Genomic DNA, 12322 nt, shown 5'->3' on the forward strand with positions numbered 1-12322 from the left:
CCCTCCTCGCGTGTGTCACTTGACGGATCCGCCAGCGGCGACGATCTTCTGCTCGGCGCTGCTCGAGACCTTGTCGACCGAGACCGTGAGCTTGACGGAGATGTCCCCGTCGCCCAGGACCTTGACCTTCTCGTTCTTGCGGACCGCTCCCTTGGCGACCAGGTCGCTGACCGTGACCTCGCCGCCCTGCGGGTAGAGCTCGGCGAGCTTCGCCAGGTTCACGACCTGGTACTCGACCCGGAACGGGTTCTTGAAGCCGCGGAGCTTCGGGGTGCGCATGTGCAGCGGCATCTGCCCACCCTCGAACCCGGCGCGAACAGTGTTGCGGGCCTTGGTGCCCTTGGTGCCGCGACCGGCGGTCTTGCCCTTGGAGCCCTCACCGCGACCCACGCGGGTCTTCGCGGTGTTGGCGCCGGGGACCGGACGCAGGTGGTGCACCTTCAGCACGCCGGGGCGCGAGGCCGCGGCATCCGCCTTCTTGGCGGCCGGCTTCGTGGCGGCCGCGGTCGACTTGCGCGTCGCGGACTTCTTCTTCTCGGCCTTCTCGGCCTCGACGACCTCGACGGCTTCCTTCTTCTCAGCCATTAGTCGATCTCCTCAACCTTGACGAGGTGAGCGACGGTCCGGACGTAGCCGCGCGTCTGCGCGTCGTCGGGACGGACGACCGAGTCGCCGATCCGCTTGAGACCGAGGCTGCGCAGCGTGTCGCGCTGGTTCTGCTTCTCACTCACCTTGGACTTGATCTGCGTGACCTTGAGCCGTGCGGCCATCAGGCACCTACCTTCTGCGCAGCGGCGGCGGCCGCAGCGGCCCGCGCCTCGTTGCGGATGATGATCTCCGGCACGACCGCGTCGTAGTCCAGGCCACGGCGAGCGGCGACGGCGCGCGGCTCCTCCAGGCCCTTCAGAGCCTCGACGGTGGCGTGCACGATGTTGATCGTGTTCGACGAGCCGAGCGACTTCGACAGCACGTCGTGGATGCCGGCGCACTCCAGGACCGCACGGACCGGACCACCGGCGATGACACCGGTACCCGCGGCGGCCGGACGCAGGAGCACCACGCCCGCAGCGGACTCGCCCTGCACCGGGTGCGGGATGGTCGAGCCGACGCGCGGCACGCGGAAGAAGTTGCGCTTGGCCTCCTCGACGCCCTTCGAGATCGCCAGCGGCACCTCGCGGGCCTTGCCGTAGCCGACGCCCACCATGCCGTTGCCGTCGCCGACGACCACGAGCGCGGTGAAGCTGAACCGGCGACCGCCCTTGACGACCTTCGACACGCGGTTGATGGTGACGACGCGCTCCAGGAACTGGTTGTCGCCGCGGTCGCGCGAGTTGCGGTCACGGCCCTGGTTGCGGTCGCGACCGCCCCGGCGGCCTTCGCGCTGCTCGCGCTGGGGCTCGGCCTGAGCCTCGGCAGCAGCCTGCTCGGTCACTTCGTTGTTCTCCTTGATGTCACTCACAGTGCCAGCCCCCCTTCGCGGGCGCCATCGGCGATGGCGGCGACACGACCGGCGTAGCGGTTGCCGCCACGGTCGAACACTGCCTCGGAAATGCCGGCGGCCTTCGCGCGCTCGGCGACGAGCTCGCCCACCTTGCGGGCCTTGGCGGTCTTGTCACCGTCGAAGGAGCGCAGGTCGGTCTCGAGCGTGGAAGCGGATGCCACGGTGTGGCCCTTGCTGTCGTCCACCAGCTGCACGAAGACGTGACGTGCGGAGCGGGTGACGACCAGACGCGGACGCGTCTCGGTGCCCACGATCTTCTTGCGAAGACGGGCGTGACGACGCGCGCGGGCGTCGGACTTCGACTTCACAGCCATGGTTTACTTACCAGCCTTTCCGGCCTTGCGACGCACGACCTCGCCGGCGTAGCGCACACCCTTGCCCTTGTACGGCTCGGGCTTGCGGATCTTGCGGATGTTGGCGGCTGCCTCGCCGACAGCCTGCTTGTCGATGCCGCTCACGGTGAGCTTGTTCGTGCCCTCGACCGTGAACGTGATGCCCGCGGGCGGGTCCACCTGCACCGGGTGCGAGAAGCCGAGCGCGAACTCGACGCCGCTGCCCTTCTGCTGCACGCGGTAACCGGTGCCGACGACCTCGAGGCCCTTGGAGTAGCCCTGCGTGACGCCGATGATGTTGTTGTTGATGAGGGTGCGGGTCAGGCCGTGGAGCGACCGCGACTCGCGCTCGTCGTCGGGACGGGTGACCAGGACCTGGTTCTCCTCGACGACGACCTCGATGGGGCTGGCCACCTGCAGGGTGAGCTCACCCTTGGGGCCCTTCACCGACACCTCGCGGCCGTTGACCGTGACGGTCACGCCCGCGGGGATGTCGATGGGAAGACGTCCGATACGCGACATGTCAGATCACCACACGTAGGCGAGAACTTCTCCGCCCACGCCCTTCTGCTCAGCCTGACGGTCGGTGAGGAGACCGGAGGAGGTGGACAGGATGGCAATGCCGAGGCCACCGAGGACCTTGGGCAGCTCGGTTGACTTCGCGTACACGCGGAGACCGGGCTTCGACACGCGCTTGATGCCGGCGATGGAGCGCTCGCGGTTGGGACCGTACTTGAGCGACAGGGTGAGGTTCTTGCCGACGCGGGCGTCGGTCACCTCGAAGCCGGCGATGTAACCCTCCTGCTGGAGGATCTCGGCGATGTGCGCCTTGAGCTTGCTCGACGGCATCGTCACGGAGTCGTGGTGCGCCGAGTTCGCGTTGCGCAGACGGGTCAGCATGTCTGCGACCGGGTCTGTCATTGTCATTGTTGTCTTCTTTCGATCATGGGGTTCCGGCTGCCGTTACACGACAGACGGCCTTCCTGAACACACGCAATCTTCAATTGTACGGCACGCGGGGAGGGATGCCTTCCGGCATCCCTCCCCGCGTCTCCGATCAGGCCGGGGCGTCGGCGGCCTTGAACGGGAAGCCCAGGTGGCGCAGGAGCGCGCGGCCCTCGGCATCCGTCTTGGCCGACGTCACCACGGTGATGTCGAAACCGCGGACGCGGTCGATCTTGTCCTGGTCGATCTCGTGGAACACGCTCTGCTCCTGGAGACCGAAGGTGTAGTTGCCGTTGCCGTCGAACTGGTTCGCCGACAGGCCGCGGAAGTCGCGGATGCGCGGCAGAGCCAGGTTCACCAGGCGGTCCAGGAACTCCCAGGCGCGGTCGCCGCGGAGGGTGACGTGCGCGCCGATGGGCTGGCCCTCGCGCAGCTTGAACTGCGCGATCGACTTGCGAGCCTTGGTGACGACCGGCTTCTGGCCGGTGATCCGGGTGAGGTCGTCGACCGCACCCTCGATCACCTTGCTGTCGCGAGCGGCCTCGCCGACGCCGGTGTTCACGACGACCTTGACCAGGCCGGGGATCTGCATGACGTTCTTGTAGCCGAACTCGTCCTGCAGAGCCTTCTTGATCTCGTTGTTGTACTTCGCCTTCAGGCGCGGCTGGATCTTGCCAGCCTGCGCGGCGTCAGTCGCTGCCATCAGAGGTCCTTACCTGACTTCTTCGCGTAGCGCACGCGGACCGTGCGCTTGACGCCGTCCTTGACCTGCTCCTCGACGCGGTGGCCGACGCGGGTCGGCTTCTTGGTCGAGGGGTCGACGAGGGCGACGTTGGAGATGTGGATCGGCGCCTCGACGGTCTCGATGCCACCGGTCTTGGTGCCGCGCTGGGTCTGGCCGACGCGGGTGTGCTTGGTGACGTAGTTCACGCCCTCCACCACGACGCGGTTCTGCTCGACGAGGACCTCGAGGACCTTGCCCTGCTTGCCGCGGTCGCCGCCCTTGTCCTGCTTGCGACCGGTGATGACCTGAACCAGGTCGCCCTTCTTGATCTTCGCCATGATCAGATGACCTCCGGGGCCAGGGAGACGATCTTCATGAACTTCTTGTCGCGAAGCTCACGACCGACCGGCCCGAAGATGCGGGTGCCACGGGGCTCCCCGTCGTTCTTCAGGATCACGGCGGCGTTCTCGTCGAACTTGATGTACGAGCCGTCGGGACGACGCGTCTGCTTGACGGTGCGGACGATGACGGCCTTGACCACATCGCCCTTCTTGACGTTGCCGCCCGGGATCGCGTCCTTGACCGTCGCGACGATGGTGTCGCCCAGACCCGCGTAGCGGCGGCGCGAGCCACCGAGGATGCGGATCGTGAGCAGCTCCTTCGCGCCGGTGTTGTCGGCGACCTTGAGGCGGGACTCCTGCTGAATCACTTGGCCTTCTCCAGAATCTCAACCAGACGCCAGCGCTTGGTGGCGCTCAGCGGACGGGTCTCGTTGATGAGAACCAGGTCGCCGATGCCGGCGGTGTTGTTCTCGTCGTGGGCCTTCACCTTCGAGGTGCGGCGGATGACCTTGCCGTAGAGCGGGTGCTTCACGCGGTCCTCGACCTCGACGACGATGGTCTTGTCCATCTTGTCGCTGACGACGTAGCCACGACGCGCCTTGCGGTAGCCGCGGGCGTTGACGTCGCGGACGTCGTGCTCGGCGGACTCGTGGCCGGCCTCTGCAGCCTTCTTCTCAGCCATTACTCGGCCTCCTCCTTCGGCGCCTCGGCCTCATCGGCCTTCCTCGCCTTCGACTTGGACGCCTTCTTGGCCGGAGCCTCGACCGGAGCGGGCGTCGCACGGATGCCCAGCTCGCGCTCGCGGATCACGGTGTAGAGGCGCGCGATGTCGCGCTTGACGGCGCGGATGCGGCCGTGGCTCTCCAGCTGGCCGGTGGCCGACTGGAATCGGAGGTTGAACAGCTCCTCCTTGGCCTTGCGCAGCTCCTCGACGAGGCGCTGGTCTTCGAACGTGTCGAGCTCGGCGGGTGCGAGCTCCTTGGTGCCGATCGCCATTACGCGTCGCCCTCCTCGCGCTTGATGATGCGTGCCTTCAGAGGCAGCTTGTGAATGGCCCGGGTGAGCGCCTCACGAGCCAGCTGCTCGTTCACGCCCGCGACCTCGAACAGGACGCGGCCCGGCTTGACGTTTGCGACCCACCACTCCGGCGAGCCCTTACCGGAACCCATGCGGGTCTCGGCCGGCTTCTTCGTGAGCGGACGGTCCGGGTAGATGTTGATCCACACCTTTCCACCACGCTTGATGTGACGGGTCATCGCGATACGAGCGGACTCGATCTGACGGTTCGTCACGTAAGCGGGGGTCAGGGCCTGGATGCCGAACTCACCGAAGGTGACCTTGGTGCCGCCGGTCGCCTGGCCCGAACGCTTCGGGTGGTGCTGCTTGCGGTACTTGACCTTGCGAGGGATAAGCATCAGGCAGACGCTCCTTCTGCGACGGGAGCCTCGGTGCGCGGGGCGCGACGACGGTCGCCGCCACGGTCACGCGAAGGCTTCTGGTTGGCCTGCTCGCGAGCAAGCTCCTTGTTGGTGAGGTCGCCCTTGTAGATCCAGACCTTCACGCCGATGCGGCCGAAGGTGGTCTTCGCCTCGTAGAAGCCATAGTCGATGTTCGCGCGGAGCGTGTGCAGCGGCACGCGACCCTCGCGGTAGAACTCGGAACGGCTCATCTCCGCGCCGCCGAGACGGCCGGAGACCTGGATGCGGACGCCCTTGGCGCCGGCGCGCTGCGCGCCCTGCAGGCCCTTGCGCATCGCGCGGCGGAACGCCACGCGCGCGGAGAGCTGCTCGGCGATGCCCTGCGCGACGAGCTGAGCGTCGGCCTCGGGGTTCTTCACCTCGAGGATGTTCAGCTGGATCTGCTTGCCGGTGAGCTTCTCGAGGTCACCGCGGATGCGCTCCGCCTCGGCGCCGCGGCGGCCGATGACGATGCCCGGACGAGCGGTGTGGATGTCCACACGCACGCGGTCGCGGGTGCGCTCGATCTCGATGCGGCTCACGCCGGCGCGGTCGAGCTGCGTCTGCAGGAGCTTGCGGATCTTGATGTCCTCGGCCACGTAGTCGGCGTAACGCTGGCCCGGCTTCGTGGAGTCGGAGAACCAGCGGGACACGTGGTCCGTGGTGATGCCGAGGCGGAAGCCGTAGGGGCTGACTTTCTGTCCCATTACTTGCTCGCCTTCTTCGTCTTGGCAGCCGGGGCCGCCTCAGCGACCTCGGGGGTGGCCAGCACGACCGTGATGTGGCTCGTGCGCTTCTTGATCTGGAATGCGCGGCCCTGAGCGCGGGGCTGGAAACGCTTGAGCGTCGTGCCCTCGTCGACGTACGCGTTCTTCACGTACAGGTCCTGCTCGTCCAGGAACTCGCCGTCGCGATCGGCCTTGACCTGCGCGTTCGCGATGGCGGCGTGCACGAGCTTGTAGATCGGCTCGCTGGCACCCTGCGGCGCGAACTTCAGGATGGCCAGCGCCTCCTGGGCCTGCTTGCCCTTGATCAGGGCGACGACACGACGAGCCTTCTGAGGGGTCACGCGGATGTGTCGCACGCGTGCGATGGACTCCACCATTTCTCTCTCCTCTATCGCCCCCGCGTCAGCGGCGGCGGCCCTTCTTGTCGTCCTTCTCGTGGCCGCGGAAGGTGCGGGTGGGCGCGAACTCGCCCAGCTTGTGGCCGACCATGGTCTCGGTCACGAACACGGGGATGTGCTTGCGACCGTCGTGCACGGCGATGGTGTGACCCAGCATGGCCGGGATGATCATCGAGCGACGCGACCAGGTCTTGATGACGTTCTTGGTACCGGCCTCGTTCTGACCGACCACCTTGCGAAGCAGGTGCTCGTCGACGAAGGGGCCCTTCTTGAGACTACGTGGCATCTTCCTCTACTCCTACTTGCGCTTCTTGCCAGTGGTGCGGCGACGGACGATGTACTTGTCGCTTTCCTTGTTGGCGTGACGGGTGCGTCCCTCGGCCTGGCCCCAGGGGGTGACGGGGTGACGACCACCGGAGGTCTTGCCCTCACCACCACCGTGCGGGTGGTCGACCGGGTTCATGGCGACACCGCGGACGGTCGGGCGGACGCCCTTCCAGCGCTTGCGGCCGGCCTTGCCCCAGTTGATGTTGGACTGCTCGGCGTTGCCGACCTCGCCGATCGTCGCGCGGCAGCGCGCGTCGACGTTGCGGATCTCGCCCGAGGGGAGACGCAGCTGCGCGTAGGGGCCGTCCTTCGCGACCAGGCGCACCGAGGCGCCGGCCGAACGAGCCATCTTCGCACCGCCGCCGGGACGGAGCTCGATCGCGTGGATCACCGTACCGGTGGGGATGTTCTTCAGCGGCAGGTTGTTGCCGGGCTTGATGTCCGCGGCGGGACCCGACTCGACGATGTCGCCCTGCTTCAGCTTGTTCGGGGCGAGGATGTAGCGCTTCTCGCCGTCAACGTAGTGCAGCAGCGCGATGCGCGCGGTGCGGTTGGGGTCGTACTCGATGTGAGCGACCTTGGCGTTGATGCCGTCCTTGTCGTTGCGACGGAAGTCGATGACACGGTACTGGCGCTTGTGGCCACCGCCGATGTGGCGGGTGGTGATGCGGCCCTGGTTGTTGCGGCCACCGGTCTTGGCGAGCGGGCGCAGCAGCGACTTCTCCGGCGTCGATCGGGTGATCTCGGCGAAGTCGGCCACAGACGAACCGCGGCGACCCGGGGTCGTGGGCTTGTACTTGCGAATAGCCATGTTCTGTCCTTATCCCCCGGTCAGCCGACTGCCGTGAAGATGTCGATGGAGCCCGACTTCAGCGACACGATGGCGCGCTTGGTGTCCTTGCGCTTGCCGGTGCCGAAACGGGTGCGGCGGGCCTTGCCGACGCGGTTGATCGTGTTCACCGAGGCGACCTTCACGCCGAAGATCTTCTCGATGGCGAGCTTGATCTCGGTCTTCGAGGCGCGCGGGTCCACGAGGAAGGTGTACTTGCCCTCGTCGATCAGACCGTAGCTCTTCTCGGAGACGACCGGGCCCAGGATGATGTCGCGCGGGTCCTTGTTCAGGGCCGTCGCGAGGATGTTCTGCTCGCTCATGCCGAGACCTCCTCGGTTGCGCCGGTCTTCGAGGCGATGAAGCCCTCGAGAGCGGCCTTGGTGAAGACGATGTCGTCGGAGACGAGCACGTCGTAGGCGTTCAGCTGGTCGTAGCTGAGCACGTGGACGTTCGGAAGGTTCCGGACGCTCTTCACGGTCAGCTCGTCGTTGCGCTCGGTCACCACGAGGACGTTCTTCGACGGGGCGACACCGGCCAGCAGGCCCGCGGCGGACTTCGTCGAAGGGGTCTCGCCGGCGACGAACGCCTCGACGGCGTGCAGGCGCTCACCGCGGAAGCGGTCGCTGAGCGCGCCCAGGAGGGCGGCGGCGATCATCTTCTTGGGGGTGCGCTGCGAGTAGTCGCGCGGCTTCGGGCCGTGCACGATGCCACCGCCGGTCATGTGCGGCGCGCGGATCGAGCCCTGACGGGCGTTGCCCGTGCCCTTCTGCTTGAAGGGCTTGCGGCCGGCGCCGGAGACCTCACCGCGACGCTTGGTCGAGTGGGTGCCCTGGCGCGCCGCGGCGAGCTGCGCGACGACGACCTGGTGGATCAGCGGGACGTTGGTCTTGACGTCGAAGATCGCGGCGGGCAGCTCGACAGAGCCGGCCTTCTTGCCGTCGACCGCGATGACGTCGAGCGCGAGAGTCGAGTCGGCCATGGTCAGGCACCCTTCACTGCGTTGCGGACGTAGACGATGCGGCCGCGCGCGCCGGGGACGGCGCCCTTGACGAGCATGAGTCCCTTCTCGGCGTCGATGGCGTGCACCGTGAGGTTGAGGACGGTCACGCGCTCGCCGCCCATGCGGCCGGCCATGCGCATGCCCTTGAAGACGCGGCTCGGGGTCGCCGAGGCGCCGATCGAGCCGGGCTTGCGGTGGTTGCGGTGCGCACCGTGCGAGGCGGAGACGCCCTTGAAGTTGTGGCGCTTCATGACACCGGCGGTGCCCTTGCCCTTGCTGGTGCCGACGACGTCGACCAGCTGGCCGGCCTCGAACAGGCCGTCCACGGTGAGCTCCTGACCGAGTGAGTAGTCAGCAGCATCCGCGGTGCGGATCTCGGTGACGTGACGACGCGGCGTGACGCCGGCGGCCTCGAAGTGCGCGGTCAGCGGCTTGGTGACCTTGCGCGGGTCGATCTGGCCGTAGGCGATCTGCACGGCGTTGTAGCCGTCCTTCTCAGGGGTGCGGATCTGGGTGACGACGTTCGGCGCCAGCTCGATGACGGTGACCGGGACGAGCTTTCCGTTCTCGTTCCACACCTGCGTCATGCCGAGCTTGGTGCCGAGCATGCCCTTGGAAATCTTTGCGTTGATGTCAGCCATGTCGAACCTCAGAGCTTGATCTCGATGTTGACGTCGGCCGGAAGGTCAAGGCGCATCAGCGAGTCGACGGCCTTGGGCGTCGGGTCGACGATGTCGATCAGACGCTTGTGGGTGCGCATCTCGAAGTGCTCGCGGCTGTCCTTGTACTTGTGGGGCGACCGGATGACGCACACGACGTTCTTCTCGGTCGGAAGCGGCACGGGGCCGACGACAGTCGCGCCCGCACGGGTCACGGTGTCGACGATCTTGCGCGCCGACGTGTCGATGACCTCGTGGTCATACGACTTCAGGCGAATGCGGATCTTCTGTCCCGCCATTTGTCTGCTCACTCTCTTTAAGGCGTCTTACCGTCCTGGGCCGGGTGACCCTGGGGCATTGGACGCACGTCGGCGCTGTTCACGCCTCGGCACTGGACTTCGCGGATCCGGGACCGTACCGGTCCCTGAGCCCGTCGAAGGGGCACCACTGTTCTGCTGTCAGCCGCACGCCGGAGCGCACGGATGCCGACCCCCGCCGTGCAGGCACGCCGGGATCCCGTTCGGGAGGTGTCGGATTTTTGTGTTCTGCTGCCCGCGGCCTAGAACCCTGCACCCGGAGGGGCGCCGTCTATGCACTGCCCTGGCAGTGATCCCGCGCAGGGCGCAGGAATGTGGAACCTGTCTATTCTGCCATGCGGGTTTTCGGTTGCGCAAACCCGGGCGTGTCGCGCGTGATTCCGCGGTTCCGCGGCATCCGTCGGGGAGACGCGGGTGGGGCATCCCCATGCCCCACCCGCGCTGGGGGACGCCCGGCGCGAGGGGGCACGCCGGGCCGGAGGCGTCGGGCATGGAGGGACGCCGGACGCCTCGTCCGCGGGCGCTCCACGAGTCGCAGGCGCATGGTGATGCCATCGCGGACTCCCCGCGCGCTCGGCACGCTGTTCCCCAAGATGCAATCCCCAATGTCCTCGACGCATCGGATGCGCCGGAGCGGGAGCTTCCCCGCTCCCGCCGTGCCGCTTTTCCCCAGGCGGCGATCCTCAGTGTAGGGGACGGGCGCCGCGCGCGGCCAGCATCCGCCCCCGCGTGCCGCGGACCCGGGACACGGAAGAGGCGGTGCACCCGCCGGGGATGCACCGCCTCTTCGCGCTCAGCGCGGCGTCACTCGTTGCCGACGGCCTTGTCGATGTTGTCGCGGACGCCGTCGATGTGGTCGGACGCACCCGGCGCGATCTTCTTGGCGAAGTCGGAGACGCCGTCGAGCACCTTGTCGCTGATGCCCTCGGCCTGCTCGCTGTGGATCGCCTCGTCGACCTTCTCCTTGTTCTGCTCGAAGATCTCCTTGCCCTTGTTCAGTGCGTCTTCGATGCCCATGGGTTCCTCCCCCGTTCCGTGTCGGTGCGCAGTCGCCGCACCCAGGTTCCTTTCTACGCGATCCCCGTCCGCGCGGACAAGAGCCGGGTTCCGCCACCGCGCCGTCGCCGCGCCGCCGGGACGCCGCCGGGAGGATCCCGCATCCCCCAGGCCCTCCCCCGTGCGTTTTCCTCCTGGCGGCCGGTCCCGCCCGCGCCGCCGGGAGAATCCCGCATCGGAGACGGGCCTCCCGGGTGCAGGATCCTCCCGCCGCACGTGTGACGCCTCGTCCTCCACAGATGTGGCCCCTCGACGAGTTCTCCACGGATGCCGGGAATCGCGCATCCCGGTGAGGTGAACACTGCGCATCCTTGACGGATGCATCATCGTGTTCTCCTGCCACCGGCACTCATCCCGGCGTTCCACCTGCGACAGGCCGAGGAGCACGGCATCGGCCGCGGCCGTTGCAATGCTCCGGACCTGGCACGGCCTTTCCCGGGCATCCGCTCCGTCGCGGTGCCCGACACCTTCCTCGCGCGCGTGCGCTACTACGCGCCCAGACTGCGCGAGGGGCAGGCGTTCTCCCGGCGCACTGCCGCGCGCCTGCGGGGCCTTCCGCTCCCCTGGTTCTGGACGCCCCATGAGCTCCTGGACATCGCGGTGCCGGAGGGTGCCGCTCCGCCGAAGGTCGCCGGCGTCGCCGGCCATCGGCTGAGCACGGTGCGGATGCGGGCGGCTCTGCTCGACGGCGTGCCCGTGCTCGATCCGGTGGCGACGCTCTTCGTGCTCGCCGCCGAGCTCACGGCGACACAGCTGCTCGTGCTGATCGAGGCGCTGATCACCCCGTCAGGGAAGTACCCGAACCTGGTCGGTCCGCGCCCGTTGACGGATGCGGGCGAGATCGACATGCGCCTGGCCGAATGGGGCTCGTTTCCGGGCGTGGGCCGGGTCCGCACCGCATTGACACGCGCACGGGCCGGCGTCGACTCCCCCAAGGAGACCGAAGCGCGGGTGGTGATCATGGCGGCCGGCCTGCCCGAACCCGAGGTCCAATACGTCGTCCACGAACGGGGACGCAAGATCGCGACGGTCGATCTCGCGTATCCCGAGTGGAAGATCGCGATCGAGTACGAGGGCGACGGCCATCGCACCGACCCGGAGCAGTGGCGTGAGGACATCCGGCGGCAGCGCGAGCTCGAGGAGCGGGGATGGCTGGTGCTCCGGATCACCCAGCTCGACCTCGCCGATGGCCGCGCGGCCTTCCTCGCCCGCCTCCGCCGCGCCGTCGCGCAGCGCAGCGCCGCCTGACCCGGCATCAGCCGGGAGAAGAACGCACCGCGCAGCACCTCCGCGGAGGCGGAAAGCTCCCGGGCGACGGCGGACAGCCGCGAGGCATGCCGCCGCTGGGAGAAGAACGCACCCCACAGCACCTCCGCGGATGCAGGAACCTCCCCGCGACCGAAGGCGCCCGCGCGGCATCCCGCCGCCGGGAGAACAATGCACCGCGCAGCGCCGCCGCGGATGCGAGAAGCTCCCGGCGACCGCGGACGACCGCGAGGCATCCCACCGTCGGGAGAAGAACGCACCGCGCAACACCCCCGCGGATGCGAGAACCTCCCGGCGACCGCGGACGACCGCGAGGCATCCCGCCGCCGGGAGAAGAACACACGGCACAGCACCCCCGCGGATGCGGAAAGCTCCCGGCGACCGCGCCGCGCCGCGCCGGGCGGCACCGCGCCGCCCCGCCCCACGCGCATCAACGACA

Annotated in this window: 22 protein-coding genes; 1 reads left to right on the plus strand and 21 read right to left on the minus strand. The window is 68.0% G+C overall.

All coding sequences use genetic code 11. The features are described 5' to 3' along the window. Positions 1–15: 15 nt before the first annotated feature. The 21 genes from rplO to JRG78_RS10490 all read right to left on the minus strand — a co-directional run bounded on the left by rplO (position 16) and on the right by JRG78_RS10490 (position 10578). Entirely contained in the window at positions 16–585 is a 570-nt protein-coding gene (gene rplO, locus JRG78_RS10390; protein WP_259606595.1) for a 50S ribosomal protein L15, read from the minus strand. Continuing rightward, complete coding sequence (gene rpmD, locus JRG78_RS10395) at positions 585–770, minus strand: 50S ribosomal protein L30 (RefSeq protein WP_106816569.1); 186 nt, start codon at positions 768–770, stop codon at positions 585–587. The genes rplO and rpmD overlap by 1 nt, the downstream gene beginning before the upstream one ends. Beyond that, positions 770–1459, minus strand: coding sequence for a 30S ribosomal protein S5 (rpsE, locus tag JRG78_RS10400; RefSeq protein WP_259606596.1), 690 nt, complete (start codon positions 1457–1459; stop codon positions 770–772). The genes rpmD and rpsE overlap by 1 nt, the downstream gene beginning before the upstream one ends. Next, positions 1456–1815: a 50S ribosomal protein L18 gene (rplR, locus tag JRG78_RS10405; protein ID WP_259606597.1), complete on the minus strand. Its 360-nt coding sequence runs from the start codon at positions 1813–1815 to the stop codon at positions 1456–1458. Before rplR ends, rpsE begins: the two co-directional genes overlap by 4 nt. A 3-nt stretch (positions 1816–1818) precedes the next feature. Further along, a complete protein-coding gene (rplF, locus tag JRG78_RS10410; protein ID WP_259606598.1) occupies positions 1819–2355 on the minus strand; it encodes a 50S ribosomal protein L6 in 537 nt (178 codons plus the stop codon). 6 nt (positions 2356–2361) lie between these two features. Further along, positions 2362–2760: a 30S ribosomal protein S8 gene (gene rpsH, locus JRG78_RS10415; protein WP_259606599.1), complete on the minus strand. Its 399-nt coding sequence runs from the start codon at positions 2758–2760 to the stop codon at positions 2362–2364. A gap of 130 nt (positions 2761–2890) precedes the next feature. Continuing rightward, positions 2891–3481, minus strand: coding sequence for a 50S ribosomal protein L5 (gene rplE, locus JRG78_RS10420; RefSeq protein ID WP_259606600.1), 591 nt, complete (start codon positions 3479–3481; stop codon positions 2891–2893). Beyond that, positions 3481–3840: a 50S ribosomal protein L24 gene (gene rplX / locus JRG78_RS10425; protein WP_259606601.1), complete on the minus strand. Its 360-nt coding sequence runs from the start codon at positions 3838–3840 to the stop codon at positions 3481–3483. The genes rplE and rplX overlap by 1 nt, the downstream gene beginning before the upstream one ends. Positions 3841–3842: 2 nt before the next feature. After that, positions 3843–4211, minus strand: coding sequence for a 50S ribosomal protein L14 (rplN, locus tag JRG78_RS10430; RefSeq protein WP_067194525.1), 369 nt, complete (start codon positions 4209–4211; stop codon positions 3843–3845). Beyond that, positions 4208–4525, minus strand: a complete 318-nt coding sequence (gene rpsQ / locus JRG78_RS10435) for a 30S ribosomal protein S17 (protein ID WP_259606602.1) — start codon at positions 4523–4525, stop codon at positions 4208–4210. Before rpsQ ends, rplN begins: the two co-directional genes overlap by 4 nt. After that, a complete protein-coding gene (gene rpmC, locus JRG78_RS10440; RefSeq protein WP_272653364.1) occupies positions 4525–4839 on the minus strand; it encodes a 50S ribosomal protein L29 in 315 nt (104 codons plus the stop codon). Before rpmC ends, rpsQ begins: the two co-directional genes overlap by 1 nt. After that, positions 4839–5258, minus strand: a complete 420-nt coding sequence (gene rplP, locus JRG78_RS10445) for a 50S ribosomal protein L16 (RefSeq protein ID WP_259606603.1) — start codon at positions 5256–5258, stop codon at positions 4839–4841. Before rplP ends, rpmC begins: the two co-directional genes overlap by 1 nt. Continuing rightward, positions 5258–6007: a 30S ribosomal protein S3 gene (gene rpsC / locus JRG78_RS10450; protein ID WP_259606604.1), complete on the minus strand. Its 750-nt coding sequence runs from the start codon at positions 6005–6007 to the stop codon at positions 5258–5260. The genes rplP and rpsC overlap by 1 nt, the downstream gene beginning before the upstream one ends. After that, positions 6007–6405, minus strand: a complete 399-nt coding sequence (rplV, locus tag JRG78_RS10455; protein WP_259606605.1) for a 50S ribosomal protein L22 — start codon at positions 6403–6405, stop codon at positions 6007–6009. Before rplV ends, rpsC begins: the two co-directional genes overlap by 1 nt. Positions 6406–6430: 25 nt before the next feature. Next, positions 6431–6712 carry a 30S ribosomal protein S19 gene (rpsS, locus tag JRG78_RS10460; protein WP_223170705.1) on the minus strand — a complete coding sequence of 94 codons (282 nt, stop codon included), beginning with the start codon at positions 6710–6712 and terminating at the stop codon, positions 6431–6433. 12 nt (positions 6713–6724) lie between these two features. Further along, a complete protein-coding gene (gene rplB / locus JRG78_RS10465) occupies positions 6725–7564 on the minus strand; it encodes a 50S ribosomal protein L2 (protein ID WP_259606606.1) in 840 nt (279 codons plus the stop codon). A gap of 20 nt (positions 7565–7584) precedes the next feature. Further along, entirely contained in the window at positions 7585–7905 is a 321-nt protein-coding gene (gene rplW, locus JRG78_RS10470) for a 50S ribosomal protein L23 (RefSeq protein WP_259606607.1), read from the minus strand. Next, positions 7902–8564, minus strand: coding sequence for a 50S ribosomal protein L4 (gene rplD / locus JRG78_RS10475; RefSeq protein ID WP_259606608.1), 663 nt, complete (start codon positions 8562–8564; stop codon positions 7902–7904). Before rplD ends, rplW begins: the two co-directional genes overlap by 4 nt. 2 nt (positions 8565–8566) lie before the next feature. After that, positions 8567–9226: a 50S ribosomal protein L3 gene (rplC, locus tag JRG78_RS10480; RefSeq protein ID WP_259606609.1), complete on the minus strand. Its 660-nt coding sequence runs from the start codon at positions 9224–9226 to the stop codon at positions 8567–8569. Positions 9227–9234: 8 nt separating this feature from the next. Further along, positions 9235–9543: a 30S ribosomal protein S10 gene (gene rpsJ, locus JRG78_RS10485; RefSeq protein WP_017201594.1), complete on the minus strand. Its 309-nt coding sequence runs from the start codon at positions 9541–9543 to the stop codon at positions 9235–9237. 822 nt (positions 9544–10365) lie between these two features. After that, entirely contained in the window at positions 10366–10578 is a 213-nt protein-coding gene (locus JRG78_RS10490; protein WP_259606610.1) for a hypothetical protein, read from the minus strand. A 357-nt stretch (positions 10579–10935) separates the two neighbouring features. Here JRG78_RS10490 and JRG78_RS10495 point away from each other — a divergent pair, with 357 nt between their 5' ends. Beyond that, entirely contained in the window at positions 10936–11865 is a 930-nt protein-coding gene (locus JRG78_RS10495) for an endonuclease domain-containing protein (protein ID WP_259606611.1), read from the plus strand. Positions 11866–12322: the final 457 nt, after the last annotated feature.

Source organism: Microbacterium sp. EF45047 (assembly GCF_028472845.1).
In the GTDB taxonomy this organism is placed as follows: domain Bacteria; phylum Actinomycetota; class Actinomycetes; order Actinomycetales; family Microbacteriaceae; genus Microbacterium; species Microbacterium neungamense.

Bases quoted from the DNA above. Each gene is read 5' to 3' on its own strand.
- rplC (WP_259606609.1), bottom strand. From the start codon at position 9,226: ATGGCTGACATCAACGCAAAGATTTCCAAGGGCATGCTCGGCACCAAG.
- rplX (WP_259606601.1), bottom strand. From the start codon at position 3,840: ATGGCGAAGATCAAGAAGGGCGACCTGGTTCAGGTCATCACCGGTCGC.
- rplV (WP_259606605.1), bottom strand. From the start codon at position 6,405: ATGGTGGAGTCCATCGCACGCGTGCGACACATCCGCGTGACCCCTCAG.
- rpmD (WP_106816569.1), bottom strand. From the start codon at position 770: ATGGCCGCACGGCTCAAGGTCACGCAGATCAAGTCCAAGGTGAGTGAG.
- rplP (WP_259606603.1), bottom strand. From the start codon at position 5,258: ATGCTTATCCCTCGCAAGGTCAAGTACCGCAAGCAGCACCACCCGAAG.
- rpsJ (WP_017201594.1), bottom strand. From the start codon at position 9,543: ATGGCGGGACAGAAGATCCGCATTCGCCTGAAGTCGTATGACCACGAG.
- rplB (WP_259606606.1), bottom strand. From the start codon at position 7,564: ATGGCTATTCGCAAGTACAAGCCCACGACCCCGGGTCGCCGCGGTTCG.
- rplR (WP_259606597.1), bottom strand. From the start codon at position 1,815: ATGGCTGTGAAGTCGAAGTCCGACGCCCGCGCGCGTCGTCACGCCCGT.
- rplE (WP_259606600.1), bottom strand. From the start codon at position 3,481: ATGGCAGCGACTGACGCCGCGCAGGCTGGCAAGATCCAGCCGCGCCTG.
- rpsC (WP_259606604.1), bottom strand. From the start codon at position 6,007: ATGGGACAGAAAGTCAGCCCCTACGGCTTCCGCCTCGGCATCACCACG.
- rplF (WP_259606598.1), bottom strand. From the start codon at position 2,355: ATGTCGCGTATCGGACGTCTTCCCATCGACATCCCCGCGGGCGTGACC.
- rpsH (WP_259606599.1), bottom strand. From the start codon at position 2,760: ATGACAATGACAGACCCGGTCGCAGACATGCTGACCCGTCTGCGCAAC.
- rpsQ (WP_259606602.1), bottom strand. From the start codon at position 4,525: ATGGCTGAGAAGAAGGCTGCAGAGGCCGGCCACGAGTCCGCCGAGCAC.
- rplO (WP_259606595.1), bottom strand. From the start codon at position 585: ATGGCTGAGAAGAAGGAAGCCGTCGAGGTCGTCGAGGCCGAGAAGGCC.
- rpmC (WP_272653364.1), bottom strand. From the start codon at position 4,839: ATGGCGATCGGCACCAAGGAGCTCGCACCCGCCGAGCTCGACACGTTC.
- rpsS (WP_223170705.1), bottom strand. From the start codon at position 6,712: ATGCCACGTAGTCTCAAGAAGGGCCCCTTCGTCGACGAGCACCTGCTT.
- rplW (WP_259606607.1), bottom strand. From the start codon at position 7,905: ATGAGCGAGCAGAACATCCTCGCGACGGCCCTGAACAAGGACCCGCGC.
- JRG78_RS10490 (WP_259606610.1), bottom strand. From the start codon at position 10,578: ATGGGCATCGAAGACGCACTGAACAAGGGCAAGGAGATCTTCGAGCAG.
- rplD (WP_259606608.1), bottom strand. From the start codon at position 8,564: ATGGCCGACTCGACTCTCGCGCTCGACGTCATCGCGGTCGACGGCAAG.
- JRG78_RS10495 (WP_259606611.1), top strand. From the start codon at position 10,936: ATGCATCATCGTGTTCTCCTGCCACCGGCACTCATCCCGGCGTTCCAC.